Source organism: Streptomyces similanensis, from assembly GCF_039543625.1.
GTDB lineage: Bacteria > Actinomycetota > Actinomycetes > Streptomycetales > Streptomycetaceae > Streptomyces > Streptomyces similanensis.
Genome location: NZ_BAABKC010000018.1, coordinates 47,791 through 63,637, shown reverse-complemented (window position 1 = coordinate 63,637; position 15,847 = coordinate 47,791). Strand labels below are relative to the sequence as shown.

At 72.2% G+C, this 15,847-nt stretch carries 15 protein-coding genes; 1 reads left to right on the top strand and 14 read right to left on the bottom strand.

Going from position 1 to position 15,847, the window contains the following annotated elements; translation table 11 throughout:
* Window positions 1–4: 4 nt before the first annotated feature.
* Both ABEB07_RS06610 and pyrR read right to left on the bottom strand, forming a co-directional pair.
* A complete protein-coding gene (locus tag ABEB07_RS06610; RefSeq protein WP_164582997.1) occupies window positions 5–982 on the bottom strand; it encodes an aspartate carbamoyltransferase catalytic subunit in 978 nt (325 codons plus the stop codon).
* 148 nt (window positions 983–1,130) lie between these two features.
* On the bottom strand, window positions 1,131–1,781 hold the full coding sequence (gene pyrR, locus ABEB07_RS06605; RefSeq protein WP_345667411.1) for a bifunctional pyr operon transcriptional regulator/uracil phosphoribosyltransferase PyrR: 651 nt from the start codon (window positions 1,779–1,781) through the stop codon (window positions 1,131–1,133).
* Window positions 1,782–2,080: 299 nt separating this feature from the next.
* On the opposite strand from pyrR, the gene bldD reads away from it, so the two are divergent.
* A complete protein-coding gene (gene bldD / locus ABEB07_RS06600) occupies window positions 2,081–2,584 on the top strand; it encodes a transcriptional regulator BldD (protein ID WP_164589126.1) in 504 nt (167 codons plus the stop codon).
* Window positions 2,585–2,821: 237 nt separating this feature from the next.
* Here bldD and nusB read toward each other — a convergent pair whose 3' ends face one another.
* The 12 genes from nusB to ABEB07_RS06540 form a co-directional block, all read right to left on the bottom strand.
* Window positions 2,822–3,265, bottom strand: coding sequence for a transcription antitermination factor NusB (nusB, locus tag ABEB07_RS06595; protein WP_345667410.1), 444 nt, complete (start codon window positions 3,263–3,265; stop codon window positions 2,822–2,824).
* A 2-nt stretch (window positions 3,266–3,267) separates the two neighbouring features.
* Window positions 3,268–3,834 carry an elongation factor P gene (gene efp / locus ABEB07_RS06590; RefSeq protein WP_037742222.1) on the bottom strand — a complete coding sequence of 189 codons (567 nt, stop codon included), beginning with the start codon at window positions 3,832–3,834 and terminating at the stop codon, window positions 3,268–3,270.
* A 52-nt stretch (window positions 3,835–3,886) separates the two neighbouring features.
* The gene (locus ABEB07_RS06585) at window positions 3,887–4,993 is read right to left on the bottom strand and encodes an aminopeptidase P family protein (protein ID WP_164589124.1); all 1,107 of its coding nucleotides are present in this window, start codon (window positions 4,991–4,993) and stop codon (window positions 3,887–3,889) included.
* 146 nt (window positions 4,994–5,139) lie between these two features.
* Window positions 5,140–6,150, bottom strand: a complete 1,011-nt coding sequence (locus ABEB07_RS06580) for an AAA family ATPase (protein WP_345667409.1) — start codon at window positions 6,148–6,150, stop codon at window positions 5,140–5,142.
* A gap of 387 nt (window positions 6,151–6,537) precedes the next feature.
* Window positions 6,538–7,629 (bottom strand): 3-dehydroquinate synthase, encoded by a 1,092-nt coding sequence (gene aroB, locus ABEB07_RS06575; RefSeq protein ID WP_176148238.1) that lies wholly within the window; start codon window positions 7,627–7,629, stop codon window positions 6,538–6,540.
* Window positions 7,626–8,144 (bottom strand): shikimate kinase, encoded by a 519-nt coding sequence (locus ABEB07_RS06570; RefSeq protein WP_164585476.1) that lies wholly within the window; start codon window positions 8,142–8,144, stop codon window positions 7,626–7,628. Before ABEB07_RS06570 ends, aroB begins: the two co-directional genes overlap by 4 nt.
* Complete coding sequence (gene aroC / locus ABEB07_RS06565; protein ID WP_176148239.1) at window positions 8,141–9,325, bottom strand: chorismate synthase; 1,185 nt, start codon at window positions 9,323–9,325, stop codon at window positions 8,141–8,143. Before aroC ends, ABEB07_RS06570 begins: the two co-directional genes overlap by 4 nt.
* 149 nt (window positions 9,326–9,474) lie before the next feature.
* Window positions 9,475–10,314 carry a shikimate dehydrogenase gene (locus tag ABEB07_RS06560; protein ID WP_345667408.1) on the bottom strand — a complete coding sequence of 280 codons (840 nt, stop codon included), beginning with the start codon at window positions 10,312–10,314 and terminating at the stop codon, window positions 9,475–9,477.
* Entirely contained in the window at window positions 10,295–12,139 is a 1,845-nt protein-coding gene (gene mltG / locus ABEB07_RS06555) for an endolytic transglycosylase MltG (protein WP_425588964.1), read from the bottom strand. Before mltG ends, ABEB07_RS06560 begins: the two co-directional genes overlap by 20 nt.
* Before the next feature lie 174 nt (window positions 12,140–12,313).
* Entirely contained in the window at window positions 12,314–12,778 is a 465-nt protein-coding gene (gene ruvX, locus ABEB07_RS06550; RefSeq protein ID WP_176148242.1) for a Holliday junction resolvase RuvX, read from the bottom strand.
* Between the two features lie 35 nt (window positions 12,779–12,813).
* A complete protein-coding gene (gene alaS, locus ABEB07_RS06545; protein ID WP_176148243.1) occupies window positions 12,814–15,486 on the bottom strand; it encodes an alanine--tRNA ligase in 2,673 nt (890 codons plus the stop codon).
* Entirely contained in the window at window positions 15,486–15,845 is a 360-nt protein-coding gene (locus ABEB07_RS06540) for a hypothetical protein (RefSeq protein WP_164585470.1), read from the bottom strand. The genes alaS and ABEB07_RS06540 overlap by 1 nt, the downstream gene beginning before the upstream one ends.
* Window positions 15,846–15,847 lie beyond the last annotated feature (2 nt).

Here is a 15,847-nt window from a genome sequence, read left to right as displayed (position 1 = left end):
GTGTTCACTTCTCCTCGGTGCGGGTGTGGGTGACGGCGGGCTCGTTGCCGCCGAGCAGCAGGTAGAGGACGGCCATCCGGATGGAGACGCCGTTGGCGACCTGCTCGACGACGGTGCAGCGCGGCGAGTCGGCGACCTCGGCGGTGATCTCCATGCCGCGGACCATCGGGCCGGGGTGCATCACGATGGCGTGCTCCGGCATCCGCGCCATGCGGTCGCCGTCCAGGCCGTAGCGGCGCGAGTACTCGCGCTCGGTGGGGAAGAACGCGGCGTTCATGCGCTCGCGCTGGACGCGGAGCATCATCACGGCGTCCGACTTGGGCAGGGCGGCGTCGAGGTCGTAGGAGACCTCGCAGGGCCAGGACTCGATGCCGACCGGCAGCAGGGTGGGCGGGGCGACCAGGGTGACCTCGGCGCCCAGGGTGTGCAGCAGGTCGACGTTGGAGCGGGCGACCCGGCTGTGCAGGACGTCGCCGACGACGGTGACCCGCCGGCCGGCCAGGTCCTGGCCGAGTCCGGCGTCCCGGCCGACCAGGCGGCGGCGCATGGTGAAGGCGTCGAGCAGCGCCTGGGTGGGGTGCTGGTGGGTGCCGTCGCCGGCGTTGATGACGACGGCGTCGATCCAGTCGGAGGTGGCCAGGCGGTACGGGGCTCCGGAGGCGCCGTGCCGGATGACGACCGCGTCGACGCCCATCGCCTCCAGGGTCTGCGCGGTGTCCTTCAGGGACTCGCCCTTGGAGACGCTGGAGCCCTTGGCGGAGAAGTTGATGACGTCCGCGGACAGCCGCTTCTCGGCGGCCTCGAAGGAGATCCGGGTCCGGGTGGAGTCCTCGAAGAAGAGGTTGACGACGGTACGGCCGCGCAGGGTCGGCAGTTTCTTGATCGGCCGGTCGGCGACCCGGGCCATCTCCTCGGCGGTGTCGAGGATCAGGACGGCGTCGTCGCGGGTGAGGTCGGCGGCCGAGATGAGATGACGCTGCATCTGTCAGGCTCCGTAGGGAAGTTCATTCGGGAGGCGGAGGGCCTCACCGGGGTGGCGGCTCGTGGCGCCGCCCCGGGGGCGGGACCGGGCGCGGGCGCGCGTGCGGGCACCGGCGCGGGGCGCGCGTCGGCGGGTACGCGCGCGGAGGCTAGTGCTGGGACTCGCCCGCGGTGGCCGGCTTGGCGCCGAGCAGCACGGTGTCGCGACCGTCCTCCTCGGCGAGCTGGACCTTGACCGTCTCCCGCAGCGACGTGGGGAGGTTCTTGCCGACGTAGTCGGCGCGGATGGGCAGTTCCCGGTGGCCGCGGTCGACGAGGACGGCGAGCTGCACCGCGCGGGGGCGCCCGATGTCGTTCAGCGCGTCGAGGGCGGCGCGGATGGTGCGGCCGGAGAAGAGCACGTCGTCGACGAGGACGACCAGGCGGCCGTCGATGCCGTCACCGGGGATCTCGGTGCGGGCCAGCGCACGCGGCGGGTGCATGCGCAGGTCGTCGCGGTACATGGTGATGTCGAGCGAGCCGACCGGGATCCCGCGCTCGGTGATCTGCTCCAGCTTGACGGCGAGCCGCTGGGCGAGGAAGACGCCGCGGGTCGGGATGCCGAGGAGGACCACGTCGTCCGCGCCCTTGGCGCGCTCGACGATCTCGTGGGCGATGCGGGTCAGCACCCGGGCGATGTCGGGGCCCTCCAGAACGGGCCGCGCCTCGGCCGCCCGCGAGGCCGCGAGCGGGTCCTGCTGGTCGATCCGGTCGATCCCGTCGACCGTGTCCAGCTTGTCGAGCTTGTCGAACTTGTCCATACGAAACGGACCTCCTTCTCCGCCTCACGGGACGGACCTTAAAGGACGTCGGATTTGCGCCAACCACGGTAGCAGGTGCCGCGGGCCGCTTCGCACACTCCCTCGTCGCCCGCCCGCCGGCCGTTCGTCACCCCTTCATCACCCCCTTGGCGCAACCGGGGATCGTTAGCACGGAAGCGGCGGGCCGCACCATTCGGCTTGACGCGGCAGAGTAACGCTGCGTAACCTCACAGTGAGTTACCAGCCGCGCGGTCTGGAATCCCATCCAGCCGCGTCGACACAGTGTTCCGGGGAGCCATATGTCCAGCGAATACGCCAAACAGCTCGGGGCCAAGCTCCGGGCCATCCGCACCCAGCAGGGCCTTTCCCTCCACGGTGTCGAGGAGAAGAGCCAGGGACGCTGGAAGGCGGTCGTGGTCGGCTCGTACGAGCGCGGCGACCGTGCCGTGACCGTGCAGCGCCTCGCCGAGCTGGCGGACTTCTACGGGGTCCCGGTGCAGGAACTGCTGCCGGGCACCACCCCGGGCGGCGCCGCCGAGCCCCCGCCGAAGCTGGTCCTCGACCTTGAGCGGCTGGCCACGGTGCCCGCCGAGAAGGCCGGCCCGCTCCAGCGGTACGCGGCGACGATCCAGTCGCAGCGCGGCGACTACAACGGCAAGGTGCTCTCGATCCGCCAGGACGACCTGCGCACCCTCGCCGTCATCTACGACCAGTCGCCCTCGGTCCTCACCGAGCAGCTGATCAGCTGGGGCGTGCTGGACGCGGACGCGCGACGCGCGGTGGCGGCCCACGACGAGAGCTGAGTCCCGCCCGTCGCGGCAGGTCTCACAGGACAACAGAAGAAACGTGCCGCCGGGGTGGCTGGAATCACATGGTTCCGGCTGCCCCGGTGGCCTTCTGCGGCTCTGTGGGGGCATCCGGGTCCCCTGGGAGCGCGCGAGATGCCGAAGGGCCCGCAGCGGTGACGCTGCGGGCCCTTCGGCATGTGCGTGCCTCGGACGTCTGTCCGGCTCGGGTGCCGTGTCAGGCCCCGGCGCGGCTCAGGACTCGGTGCTCGGGTCGCGGCGCAGCGAGGGCTTGAGGTCCTTCAGCCGGCCGAGCAGGCCGTTGACGAACGAGGGCGACTCGTCCGTGGAGAACTCCTTCGCCAGCTGCACCATCTCGTCCAGTACGACGGCGTCCGGGGTCTCGTCGACCCAGATCAGCTCGTACGCGCCGAGCCGCAGGATGTTGCGGTCGACGACCGGCATGCGGTCCAGCGTCCAACCGACCGCGTACTGGGCGATCAGCTCGTCGATCCGGGTCGTGTGCTCGGCGTACCCCTCGACCAGCTGCATCGTGTACTCGCTGACCGGCGGCTGCCGGGTGTCGGAGCGGGAGAGCCGGACCCAGTCCGCCAGGACCGTGAGGACGCCGACACCGCGCTGGTCGCCCTCGAAGAGGATCTGGAAGGCGCGCTTGCGGGCCGTGTTGCGGGCAGCCACGGTTAGCTGTTCACCCGGCCGAGGTAGTCGCTCGTACGGGTGTCGACCTTGATCTTCTCACCGGTGGTGATGAAGAGCGGGACCTGGATCTGGTGGCCGGTCTCCAGCGTGGCGGGCTTGGTGCCGCCGGTGGAGCGGTCGCCCTGGACGCCCGGCTCGGTCTCCTGCACGACCAGCTCGACGGCGGCCGGCAGCTCCACGAAGAGCACCTCGCCCTCGTGCTGGGCGACCGTGGCGGTGAAGCCCTCGATCAGGAAGTTGGCGGCGTCGCCGACGGCCTTGCGGTCGACCATCAGCTGGTCGTAGGTCTCCATGTCCATGAAGACGAAGTACTCGCCGTCCATGTACGAGAACTGCATGTCGCGCTTGTCGACGGTGGCCGTCTCGACCTTGACACCGGCGTTGAAGGTCTTGTCGACCACCTTGCCGGAGAGCACGTTCTTGAGCTTGGTGCGCACGAAGGCCGGGCCCTTGCCGGGCTTGACGTGCTGGAACTCGACGACGGACCAGAGCTGGCCGCCTTCGAGCTTGAGCACCAGGCCGTTCTTGAGGTCGTTCGTGGAAGCCACGGTTGCGGAATCTCCTGGACTGACGTGGACGACCCCGGGAGCACGCGCCTGGCTACAGGGCGAGCAGCTCCTTGGTCGTGATGGTGAGTAGCTCGGGTCCGCCGTCCGCCTCGGGGCGCACGACGAGCGTGTCATCGATCCGGACACCGCCCCGGCCCGGGAGGTGGACCCCCGGTTCGACGGTGACCGGCACGCAAGCGTCCAGTTTACCCATGGCCGCGGGCGCCAGCTGCGGGTCCTCGTCGATTTCGAGTCCGACCCCGTGCCCGGTGAGCGGTTGCAGGCCCTCGGAGTAGCCGGCGCAGTCCAGTACCTGGCGTGCGGCGCGGTCCACGTCGCGGTACGCCGCGCCCGGCGTCAGCGCCTCACGGCCGGCCCGCTGGGCTGCGAAGACCAGCTCGTAGAGCTGGATCTGCCAGTCGGCGGGAGAGGTGCCGATCACGAAGGTGCGGCCGATCTCGCAGCGGTAGCCGCGGTAGGCCGCGCCCAGGCACACCGAGAGGAAGTCGCCCTCCTCGACCCGGCGGTCGGTGGGGCGGTGGCCGCGGCGGCCGGAGTTCGGGCCGGTGGCGACCGAGGTCGGGAAGGCGGGGCCGTCGGCGCCGTGGTCGACGAGCCGGCGCTCCAGCTCCAGGGCCAGGTGCCGTTCGGTGCGGCCGACGAGGATCGACTCCAGGAGTTCACCGAGGGCCTGGTCGGCGATCTCGGCGCCGATCCGCAGACAGGAGATCTCCTCCTCGTCCTTGACGACCCTCAGCTGTTCGACCGCGCTGCCGAGGTCGGTCAGGCGCAGCCGGGGGGTCACCGAGGTGAGGGCGCGGTGCCGGGCCACGGTGAGGTGGTGCTCCTCCACGGCCAGGGAGTCGGCCTCCTGGGCCTGGGCGAGGCCCGCCGCCGCGACGGCCGGGTCGCCGCCGGGCTGGGGCAGGATCCGCACCCGCAGGTTGTCGTCGGGGCGCCCTTCGCAGGGCCGGTCGTCCGGTGGGCTCTGGCACACCAGGAGGTCCTCGCGCTTTCCGAGGAGCAGGACGGCACCGTGCGGGGCCGCGCCCGCGAGGTACCGCACGTTGGCGGGACGAGTCACCAGCGCCGCCGCGCTGCCGCCCGCGTTGCAGCGCTCCCGGAGCCGGGTTCGGCGGGCCGCGTACACCTCTGACATGAACCGAGCGTAAGAGGGGTGGCGGGAAATCGCCGTTCGGGAGGGCCGAGTGGGTTCGCGCTGGGCGGTGGGACGGGTCCTGCGGGCCGGGGGCGCCGCCGGCCCGCCCGTGCCGTTCCGGGCGCCCGCGCCCCGCGGCCGTGCGGTCACCAGGTCGGGGGGCTGGTCAGGGCTCTGGTGAGGACTTCGTCCAGGACGTGGGCGGTGGTGGGTATGTCGAGCTGGGAGTTGTCGATGATGGGCAGGCCCGAGCCGTACCAGCCGGCCATGCGGCCGTGGATGCGGGCGACCTCCTCGTCGGTGAGCCGGCGGGTGCCGCTGCGCTCGGCGTTGCGCTCCAGCACGACGTCCAGGCCGGGCAGCAGCACCACCGGCAGCAGGCCGGGGCCGACGTGCCGTTTCCAGCCACCCAGGCCGACGACCGGGCGGTCCGGGAAGACCGCGTCGTCGAGGATGCACGAGATGCCGTTGGCGAGGAAGTTGCGCGCGGCGAAGCCGCAGGTGCGGCGGGCCAGGCGGTACTGGGCCTCGGAGTTGTCGTTCCAGCCCGACTGCGGGTTGGCGAAACCGGAGCGGACCCACTCGCGGACGTCGTCCAGGCTGATGTGCGCGGTGGGCACCCGGCGGCGCTCGGCCCAGTGCTTGGCGACGCTCGTCTTGCCGGCGCCGGCCGGTCCGATCAGCAGCACCGCGAGGGTGGTGGTCGTCGGGTCGGGGACCGTGTGGGCCGGGGGCGCGCTGGGCATCGCGACCGGGCCGCCCGGCGGCAGCCTGACGTGTCCGGTGGCGTCCGACGCGGGCGGGGCGGCCGCCGTGCCGGGCCGCGCCGGGGGAACCGGCGGCTGCGAGGAGGGCGGCCGCGCGCCGGGGTGGCCCGGGGCGGGCGGCGGCTGGTGCGGTGGGCCCGGCTGCGCGCCGGTGTGGCTCAAGGGAGGCTGGGGGGAGGGCGCCGGGCGGACGCCGGACGGGCCGGGCGGCGGCTGGTGCGGCGGGGCTGGGCGGGGGCCCGGGGCGGGCGGTGGGGGCACGGGGGGCGGGCCCTGGTGTGCGTCCGGGTGGTAGGAACCCGGGTGATGTGCGGCCTGCGGCCGGCCGGCGGCCGGTCCGTGCCCCGGCTGGTGGGGCGGCGGCAGCGGAGAACCCACTGCGTGCTGCATCCGGTGCCACTCCGTCTCGTACAAGGCAATGGGCGCTGGCGGCGGGCCAGAACCCCCGCTCCGTGTCGAACGGTACCGTCCCCGGCCGCCATCCGGTGAACGGCCGGGGCGGGCCCGAAGTGCCCGGCGCCGCACGGCGAAGGGAAACGGATACCGCAGCACGGGAGCTACCGCCCTCCGGCGCCGCTCGCGGGAGCCACCGCCTCGCTTCGCCGCCGGCCCGTGAGAGTCACGTCCGCGCTCCGCCGCCGGCTCGCGGGAGCTACGTCCGTGCTCCGCCGCTGGCTCGCGGGAGCCAGTCCGTACGCCGCCGCCGGCCCGCGGGCTGCGTCCGTGCTCCGCCGCCGCGCGGGCCCCGCGTCCCCATGCCTCGCCGCCGCGCGGGCTCTACTCCCCCACCTCGCCGTACGCGGCCAGCAGGACGGCCGGGTCCGGGCCTTCCAGGACCGTGGGCTTGGCGAGGCCGTCGAGGACGATGAAGCGCAGCAGGTTGCCGCGCGACTTCTTGTCGACCTTCATGTTCTCCAGCAGCTTGGGCCACTGGTCGTAGCGGTAGTGCAGGGGCAGGCCCACCGACTCCAGGACGGTACGGTGGCGGTCGGCGGTCGCGTCGTCCAACCGGCCCGCCAGGCGGCCCAGTTCGGCGGCGAAGTGCATGCCGACGGCGACGGCGGCGCCGTGCCGCCACTTGTAGCGCTCGTTCTTCTCGATGGCGTGGCCCAGCGTGTGGCCGTAGTTGAGGATCTCCCTCAGGCCCGCCTCCCTGAGGTCGGCGGAGACGACCCCGGCCTTGACCCGGATGGACCGCTCGATCAGTTCGGCGGTGTGCGGTCCGGCCGGGGTGCGGGCGGCCTCGGGGTCGGACTCGATGAGGTCCAGGATCACCGGGTCGGCGATGAAGCCGGCCTTGATGACCTCGGCGAGCCCGGAGACATAGTCGTTGACCGGCAGGGAGTCCAGCGCGGCCAGGTCGCACAGCACGCCGGCGGGCGGGTGGAAGGCGCCCACCAGGTTCTTGCCCTCGGCGGTGTTGATGCCGGTCTTGCCGCCGACGGCGGCGTCCACCATGGCCAGCACCGTGGTCGGGACGGCCACCCAGCGCACCCCGCGCAGCCAGGTTGCGGCCACGAAACCGGCCAGGTCGGTGGTGGCGCCGCCGCCCACGCCGACGATGGCGTCCGTGCGGGTGAACCCGCTCTGGCCGAGCGCCTTCCAGCAGTAGGCGGCGACCTCGGCGGTCTTGGCCTCCTCCGCGTTGGGCACCTGGATGGCCACGGCCTCGTAGCCCTGCCCGGCCAGGTCGGCGCGGAGCGCGTCGCCGGTCTCGGCCAGCGCCTCCGGGTGGATCACGGCGACCCGCTGGGCCTTCTCGCCGATCAGCGAGCCCAGCTCGCCCAGGAGCTGACGGCCCACCAGGACGTCGTAGGGCTCACTGCCGGCGGTGCCGCCGACGTGGATGCGCGTCACTGCGTCGCTCATGCTTCTTTCCACTCCACTACGTCGAGGACGGCTTGGGCGACTTCCTCGGGCGTACGGCCGTCGGTGGCGACCACCGCGGTGGCGACCTCCTCGTACAGGTGCCGCCGTGCCTCCATCAGCTCGCGCCACTGCTTGCGCGGGTTGACCGCGAGCAGCGGGCGGGCCACGTTCAGGCCGGTGCGCTTGACGGCCTCCTCGACGTCCATCGAGAGGTAGACCACGGGCACGGCGGCGAGCAGCGCGCGGGTGTCGGCGTCGAGGACGGCGCCGCCGCCGAGCGCGAGGACGCCCTCGTGCTCGGCGACGGCCCGGCGCACCGCCTGCTTCTCCAGCGCGCGGAAGGCGGCCTCGCCCTCCTCCACGAAGATGTCGGAGATGGGGCGGTCCCGCTCGGCGACGATGTCCTCGTCGGTGTCGCGGTAGCCGGTCCCGAGACGGTCGGCCAGCAGGCGCCCGACGGTGGACTTGCCCACGCCCATCGGTCCGACCAGCACGACGCGGGGCGTCACGGTCATCGGATCGCCAGGTTGTCGAGGTAGGAGCGGACGTTGCGACGGGTCTCGGGGACGCTGTCGCCGCCGAACTTCTCCGCGACCGCGTCGGCGAGGACCAGGGCCACCATGGCCTCGGCGACGATGCCGGCCGCCGGGACCGCGCACACGTCGGAGCGCTGGTGGTGGGCCTGGGCCGGCTCGCCGGTGGCCACGTCGACCGTCCGCAGGGCGCGCGGCACGGTGGCGATCGGCTTCATGGCCGCCCGCACCCGCAGCAGCTCGCCGGTGCTCAGGCCGCCCTCGGTGCCGCCGGAGCGGCCGGTGGCCCGCTTGATGCCGTCGTCGGTGGTGAGGATCTCGTCGTGGGCCTGCGAGCCGGGCACCCGGGCCAGGTCGAAGCCGTCGCCGACCTCGACGCCCTTGATCGCCTGGATGCCCATGAGGGCCGCGGCGAGCCGCGCGTCCAGGCGCCGGTCCCAGTGCGTGTGCGAGCCGAGGCCCACCGGCACGCCGTAGGCCAGCACCTCGACCACGCCGCCGAGCGTGTCGCCGTCCTTGTGGGCCTGGTCGATCTCCTCGACCATCGCCCTGGAGGCGTCCTCGTCCAGGCAGCGCACCGGGTCGGCGTCCAGCTTCTCCACGTCCGCCGGGGTCGGGTACACGCCGTACGGCGCCTTCGCCGCGGCCAGCTCCACGACGTGGCTGACGATCTCGATGCCGGCGGTCTCCTTCAGGTACGACCGGGCCACCGCGCCGAGCGCCACGCGCGCCGCGGTCTCCCGGGCCGAGGCCCGCTCCAGGATCGGCCGGGCCTCGTCGAAGCCGTACTTCTGCATGCCGGCGAGGTCGGCGTGGCCGGGCCGGGGGCGGGTCAGCGGCGCGTTGCGGGCCAGCTCGGCCAGCTTCGCCGGGTCGACCGGGTCGGCCGCCATGACCTGCTCCCACTTCGGCCACTCGGTGTTGCCCACCATGACCGCCACCGGGGAGCCGAGGGTCAGACCGTGCCGGACGCCGCCGAGGAAGGTCACCTCGTCCCGTTCGAACTTCATCCGGGCGCCGCGGCCGTAGCCGAGCCGGCGCCGGGCGAGGTGGTCAGCCACCATCTCCGTGGTGATCGGCACGCCGGCGGGAAGTCCCTCCAGCGTGGCGACGAGTGCGGGTCCGTGCGACTCCCCCGCGGTCAGCCAACGCAACCTGCTCAACGGTGCTCCTCATGTGCGCGCCTGGAACTGCGATGGCGCGACCGGGTGCGCGGCCCGGGCCCGCCACCTCCGATCCTCCCACGTCCGGGGACCGGAGACGGCCGCCGGTCCAGCAGTCGGACGCCCGGTGGACCGCCGCGCGGGCCGGGTCAGCGGTCGGCGAGGGCCTTCTCGCCCGCGTGGCGCATGGCGTGCAGCGGGGCCGGAGTCAGCCCGGTCATCTGTTCGACCTGGAGCACGGCCTGGTGGACCAGGAGGTCCAGGCCGCCGACGACGGCGCCGCCGGACATCGACCAGCGCGCCGCCAGTTCGGTGGGCCAGGGCTCGTAGAGCACGTCGAAGAGGGTGGCGGGCCGCTCGGGGACGGCGGCGGCGAGGGCGTCGGCGGCGCCGGCCGGGGTGGTGGCGAAGACCAGCGGGGCGCGCAGGGCCCGCTCGGCGTCCGCCCAGTCGGCGGTGCGGACCGCGACGTCGAGGCGCTCGCCCCACTCGCGCATCTCGGCGGCGCGGACCTCGCTGCGGACGTAGACGGTGACCTCGCCGGTGCAGATCCGGGCGAGCGCGGCGAGCGCGGAGGAGGCGGTGGCGCCGGCGCCGAGGATCGCCGCCGAGTCGACCTGCTCGATGCCGTGCTCGCGCAGGGCGGCGATCATGCCGGGGATGTCGGTGTTGTCGCCGGTGCGGCGGCCGTCCTCGGCGAGGACGACGGTGTTGACCGCCTCCACGGCGGCCGCCGTCTCGCTGATCGCGTCCAGCAGCGGGATCACCGCCCGCTTCAGGGGCATGGTCAGCGACAGTCCCGCCCACTCCGGCCCGAGCGCCTCCAGGAAGCCGGGCAGAGCGGCCTCGTCGACGTCGAACCGGTCGTACGACCAGCCCGCGAGCCCCAGTTCCCGGTAGGCGGTCCGGTGCAGCACCGGGGAGAGGGAGTGGGCGATGGGCGAACCGAGCACGGCGGCCCGGCGGGCGTCAGTGGCCCGAGCTGGCATTGAACTTTTCCTTGAGCTTGTTGAAGTCGGCCAGGTTCTTGGCGAACTCGGTCTTGTTCATGCCGTCGGTCGCCACGAAGTAGAGCCAGCCCTCGTCGGTCGGGTTCATCGCCGCCTTCAGCGCGTCCTCGCCGGGGTTCCCGATCGGGCCGGGCGGCAGCCCCTTGTGGGTGTACGTGTTGTACGGGCTCTGGTTGCCGTGCACGTCCTTCTCGGCGATGTGGATGTTGCTCTCGCCCTTGAGGTAGTTGTAGGTCGAGTCAAACTGGAGCAGCTGGTTGGTCTCGGTGTTGGTCGGCTTGAGCCGGTTGTAGATCACCTCGGCCATGGCGCGGAAGTCGTCGTGCGTCTTGCCCTCGGCCTGCACCAGGCTCGCGAGCGTGACGAACTCCAGCGGGTCGGCGAGGTCGAACTGCTTCGCCTTCGCCGTCACGTCGTAGCGCTTGTAGGCCTCGCCGGCCTGTTTGACCATGGCCCTGAGGACCATGTCCGGCTTCATGCCCTTGGCCGCCGGATAGGTGCCCGGGTAGAGGAACCCCTCCAGCGGGTCCATGATCTGGCCGTTGCCGTCCGCCCAGGAGGGCAGGCCGAGGCTCTTGTACTGCTTGGCGGCGATGTTCTTGGTCGTGCCCGCGGACAGGTGGAGCTGTTTGTCGATCGCCTGGTAGACCTCGGCGTTGCGCTCGCCCGGTTTCACCAGGACGCTGCTCTGGCTCGTGGGGTCGAGCATCATCGCGACGGCGCTGGCCGCGGACATCTCCTTCTTCAGCAGATAGGCGCCCGCCTGGATCTGCTTGCCCTGGGGATTGTTCGACTGGGCGGAGACGAACGCGTCGACGCTCTTGACGACGCCCGCCTTCTTCAGCGCGCGGCCGATGTCGTAGCCGACGGCGCCCTGCGGGATCTCCACGGTGACGGTCTCGCCGGTGCCGTTGCCCGCGTAGTCCGGCGCCGCGCCGAAACGATTTTGGTAGAACTGGTAGCCGTAGTAGGCGACGCCGGCCGCGCCGCCGCCGAACACCAGCACCACGACCAGGCAGGCGCAGCCGTTGCGGCGCTTCTTGCCGCTCTTGCCCTTGCCGCCCCGTCCCTTGCGGCCGGCCCGGCCGCGGCCCCCGCCCGGTTCGCCGGCGCCCGGGGCGTCGTCCTCGTCGGCCCCGTCGTCGTCGCCCGCGAAGAAGGCGTGGTCCTCGTCCTGGTCGCCCTCCTGTTCCGGGTCCCAGTCCGGGCGAGGCTCCGGCTCGGCGGTGCGGCGGTTGGGAGGCTCCGGCGGGGGGTATGCCTCGGGGGTGCCGTACAGATCGGGCTGCTCGGCGCCGTAGGCCGCGGCCTGCTGCCCGTAGGGATCCACGGGATCGGCGGCGTACGGCGGCTGCTGGTGCCCGGCGGCGCCGTCCCAGCCGGCCTGCTGCTGGTGCTGGTCCTGGAGGTGGGCCCCGTACTGCGGGTCGTACGGGTGGTGGCCCTGGTGACCGTGCTGCTCGGGGTGCTGGCCCTGGTGACCGTGCTGCTCGGGGTGCTGGGGCTGGTGACCGTGCTGCTCGGGGTGCTGGGGCTGGTGACCGTGCTGCTCGGGGTGCTGGGGCTGGTGACCGTGGTGCTGGGCCTGCTGGCCCTGGTGCTGGGGCTGCTGGCCCTGGTGCTGGGCCTGCGGGTCGTAGTGCTGCGGGTACTGCTGGCCGTAGCCGGACTGCTGCTCCTGGCCCCAGTCGCCGTACTGCTGGGGGTGCTGCGGCTGCTGCGGGTGGTGCTGCGGCAGGCCGCCGTAAGGAGGCTGCGGGGCCGGCCGGCCCTGCTGCTCTCCCCATCCGCCGTCCCCGTACAACGGGTCCTCCGGATGCCACGGTTCGGAGCCTGGGCCCCGGCCATACTCAGTCATCGATCCCCTAGAGCCGCGAGGCAGCGGTCACTCAGCGTATCGCCCGGCACCGTCCCGCCTCTTGCTGTGCGCCGGCTGTTCGAACACCGGCGCATCGCGCGGAACGTTACCGTATCGCGATCACATGACCACTTCGACGCCCTCGCCGGGTGGCTCACCTGACACCCGTTCGGATTCGAGGGCCTGCTGCAGGATGATGACGGCGGCGGCCTGGTCGATCACGGAGCGTCCCTTCTTGGACTTCACCCCCGAGGCCCGCAGCCCCTGGCTCGCCGTCACCGTGGTCATCCGCTCGTCCACCAGCCGCACCGGCACCGGCGCGATCCGCCTGGCCAGTTCGCCCGCGAACGCGCGGACCTTCACGGCGGCGGGGCCCTCGCCCCCCTTGAGGGAGCGAGGGAGACCGACGACGACCTCGACCGGCTCGTACTCCTCGACCAGCTGCCCGAGGCGACGGTGCGCCGCCTGGACGTCCCGGCCGGGGACGGTCTCGACCGGGGTGGCGAGGATCCCGTCGGGGTCGCACGAGGCGACCCCGATCCGGGCGTCCCCGACGTCGATCGCGAGCCGACGTCCTCTGCGCATCTTCTCGACCGTCTCTTGCTCGCTCCCCGTCGTTCCTACTTGGCGGTCTCGGCGACCAGGCGCTCGACCGCGTCGACGGCCTCGCCGACGGCGGCCGGGTTCTGGCCGCCGCCCTGGGCGACGTCCGGCTTGCCGCCACCGCCGCCGCCGAGCGTCTTGGCGGCGGTGCGGACCAGGTCGCCGGCCTTCAGGCCGCGCTCACGGGCGGCCTCGTTGGTGGCGATGACCGTGAGCGGCTTGCCGTTGTTCACGGTGAACAGGGCGACCACGGCGGCCCGGCCGCCCTGGATGCGGCCGCGCACGTCCAGCACCAGCCTGCGCAGGTCGTCCGGCGTGGTGCCGTCCGGGACCTGGCCGGTGACCAGGGCCACGCCGCGCACGTCCTTGGCGGACTCGGCGAGACCGCCGGCCGCCTGGAGCACCTTCTCGGCGCGGAACTTCTCGATCTCCTTCTCGGCGTCCTTCAGCTTGCCGAGCATGGCGGAGACCTTCTCCGGCAGCTCCTCCGCGCGGCCCTTGATCAGCTCCTGGAGCTGGGCGACGACCGTGTGCTCGCGGGCGAGGAAGTTGTAGGCGTCCACGCCGACCAGGGCCTCGATACGGCGCACGCCCGAGCCGATGGAGGACTCGCCGAGCAGCTTCACCAGGCCCAGCTGGGCGGTGTTGTGCACATGGGTGCCGCCGCACAGCTCCTTGGAGAAGTCGCCGATGGTGACGACCCGCACGCGCTCGCCGTACTTCTCGCCGAACTCGGCGATGGCGCCCTGCTTCTTGGCCTCGTCGATGCCCATGACCTCGGCGTGCACGTCGAGATCGCGGGCCAGCACCTCGTTGATCTTCTGCTCGACGTCGGTCATCACGGCCGTCGGGACGGCGGCGGGGGAACCGAAGTCGAAGCGGAAGCGGCCGGGCTGGTTCTCGGAGCCGGCCTGGGCGGCCGTCGGGCCGAGCGCGTCGCGCAGCGCCTGGTGGGTGAGGTGGGTGGCCGAGTGGGCGCGGGCGATGGCGGTGCGGCGGCGGGAGTCGATCGAGGCGTGCGCCTTGGCGCCCACAGTGACCTCGCCGAACTGGACGACGCCCTTGTGGACGTAGACGCCCGGGACCGGCTTCTGGCAGTCGCGGACCTCGATGACGGCGCCGGAGTCGACCTTGATGCGGCCGGTGTCGCCGATCTGGCCGCCGCCCTCGGCGTAGAACGGGGTGCGGTCGAGGACGACCTCCACCTCGTCGCCCTCGGTGGCGGCCGGGGAGGACACGCCGTCGACGAGGAGGCCGACGATCGTGGACTCGCCCTCGGTGTCGCCGTAGCCGATGAAGTCGGTCTCGCCGGCGGCGTCGGCGATCTCCCGGTAGGCGCCCAGGTCGGCGTGGCCGGTCTTCTTGGCCTGGGCGTCGGCCTTGGCGCGCTCCCGCTGCTCCTTCATCAGGCGGCGGAAGCCGTCCTCGTCCACGGACAGGCCCTGTTCGGCGGCCATCTCCAGGGTGAGGTCGATCGGGAAGCCCCAGGTGTCGTGGAGCAGGAACGCCTTGTCGCCGGAGAGGACCTTGCCGCCGGACTGCTTGGTCTCGGTGACGGCGGTGTCCAGGATGTTGGTGCCGGCCTTCAGCGTCTTCAGGAAGGCGTTCTCCTCGGCGAGGGCGACCTTCTCGATGCGCTCGCGCTCGGTGACCAGCTCCGGGTACTGCTGGCCCATCATGCCGATGACGACCTCGATGAGGTCCTGTACGACCAGGCCGGTGGCGCCCAGCAGGCGCATGTTGCGGATGGCGCGGCGCATGATGCGGCGCAGCACGTAGCCGCGGCCCTCGTTGCCCGGGGTGACGCCGTCGCCGATGAGCATGGTGGCGGTGCGCATGTGGTCGGTGACCACGCGCAGGGACACGTCCGAGGCGTGGGCGTCGCCGTAGGCGACACCGGTCAGCTCGGTGGCCTTCCTGATGACGGCCATCGAGGTGTCGATCTCGTACATGTTCTGCACGCCCTGCAGGATCATGGCGAGGCGTTCGAGACCGAGGCCGGTGTCGATGTTCTGGCTCGGCAGGTCGCCGAGGATCTCGAAGTTGTCCTTGCCGATGCCCTCGCCGCGCTCGTACTGCATGAAGACGAGGTTCCAGATCTCCACGTACCGCTCGTCGTTGACGGCGGGGCCGCCCTCGGCGCCGAACTCGGGGCCGCGGTCGTAGTTGATCTCGGAGCAGGGGCCGCACGGGCCGGGGACGCCCATGGACCAGTAGTTGTCCTTCATGCCCAGGCGCTGGATGCGCTCCTTGGGCACTCCGACGACCTCGTGCCAGATGCGCTCGGCCTCGTCGTCGTCCTTGTAGACGGTGATCCACAGGCGCTCGGGGTCGAGGCCGTAACCGCCCTCGTCCTGGGCGCCGGTGAGCAGCTCCCAGGCGAACTTGATGGCGCCTTCCTTGAAGTAGTCGCCGAAGGAGAAGTTGCCGCACATCTGGAAGAACGTGCCGTGCCGCGTGGTCTTGCCGACCTCTTCGATGTCGGGCGTGCGCACGCACTTCTGCACGCTGGTGGCGCGCGGGAACGGCGGCTTGACCTCGCCCAGGAAGTAGGGCTTGAAGGGCACCATGCCGGCCGGGACGAGGAGCAGAGTCGGGTCGTCCGCGATGAGCGACGCCGAAGGGACGACGGTGTGCCCGCGCTCCTCGAAGAAGCTCAGCCAGCGGCGGCGGATCTCAGCCGACTCCATCAGTGGTCCTCATTCCGGTTGTTCGAGTTCGTCGGGTACGCCGAGCCGTCGACGTACTTCGGGCTGTGGTGGTTCTCGATGGCGGCGAGCCGCCTGGGCGGGGGCAGTTGGGCGTCGACGGAGGCGTTGATGCCGAGCGCGTCGCCGAGTTCGGCCTCCCGCTGCGCCATGTTGTCGCGGACGTCGAGCGCGAAGCCGACCGCGCGGTCCTTGATCCGGTGACCGGTCTCCAGCGCCTTGTTCGCCGCGGTGACGGCGAGCGACTCGGGGGTCAGCTGTCGCAGCTTGCGGTTGACCTTGGTGGTGGCCCACACACCGGCGGCGACACCTGTGCTGAACCAGAACGAACGGCGGAACATCG

Bases quoted from the DNA above. Each gene is read 5' to 3' on its own strand.
- ABEB07_RS06610 (WP_164582997.1), bottom strand. From the start codon at position 982: ATGCAGCGTCATCTCATCTCGGCCGCCGACCTCACCCGCGACGACGCC.
- pyrR (WP_345667411.1), bottom strand. From the start codon at position 1,781: ATGGACAAGTTCGACAAGCTCGACAAGCTGGACACGGTCGACGGGATC.
- bldD (WP_164589126.1), top strand. From the start codon at position 2,081: ATGTCCAGCGAATACGCCAAACAGCTCGGGGCCAAGCTCCGGGCCATC.
- ABEB07_RS06585 (WP_164589124.1), bottom strand. From the start codon at position 4,993: ATGTCAGAGGTGTACGCGGCCCGCCGAACCCGGCTCCGGGAGCGCTGC.
- ABEB07_RS06580 (WP_345667409.1), bottom strand. From the start codon at position 6,150: ATGCAGCACGCAGTGGGTTCTCCGCTGCCGCCGCCCCACCAGCCGGGG.
- aroB (WP_176148238.1), bottom strand. From the start codon at position 7,629: ATGAGCGACGCAGTGACGCGCATCCACGTCGGCGGCACCGCCGGCAGT.
- ABEB07_RS06570 (WP_164585476.1), bottom strand. From the start codon at position 8,144: ATGACCGTGACGCCCCGCGTCGTGCTGGTCGGACCGATGGGCGTGGGC.
- ABEB07_RS06560 (WP_345667408.1), bottom strand. From the start codon at position 10,314: ATGCCAGCTCGGGCCACTGACGCCCGCCGGGCCGCCGTGCTCGGTTCG.
- ruvX (WP_176148242.1), bottom strand. From the start codon at position 12,778: ATGCGCAGAGGACGTCGGCTCGCGATCGACGTCGGGGACGCCCGGATC.
- alaS (WP_176148243.1), bottom strand. From the start codon at position 15,486: ATGGAGTCGGCTGAGATCCGCCGCCGCTGGCTGAGCTTCTTCGAGGAG.
- ABEB07_RS06540 (WP_164585470.1), bottom strand. From the start codon at position 15,845: ATGTTCCGCCGTTCGTTCTGGTTCAGCACAGGTGTCGCCGCCGGTGTG.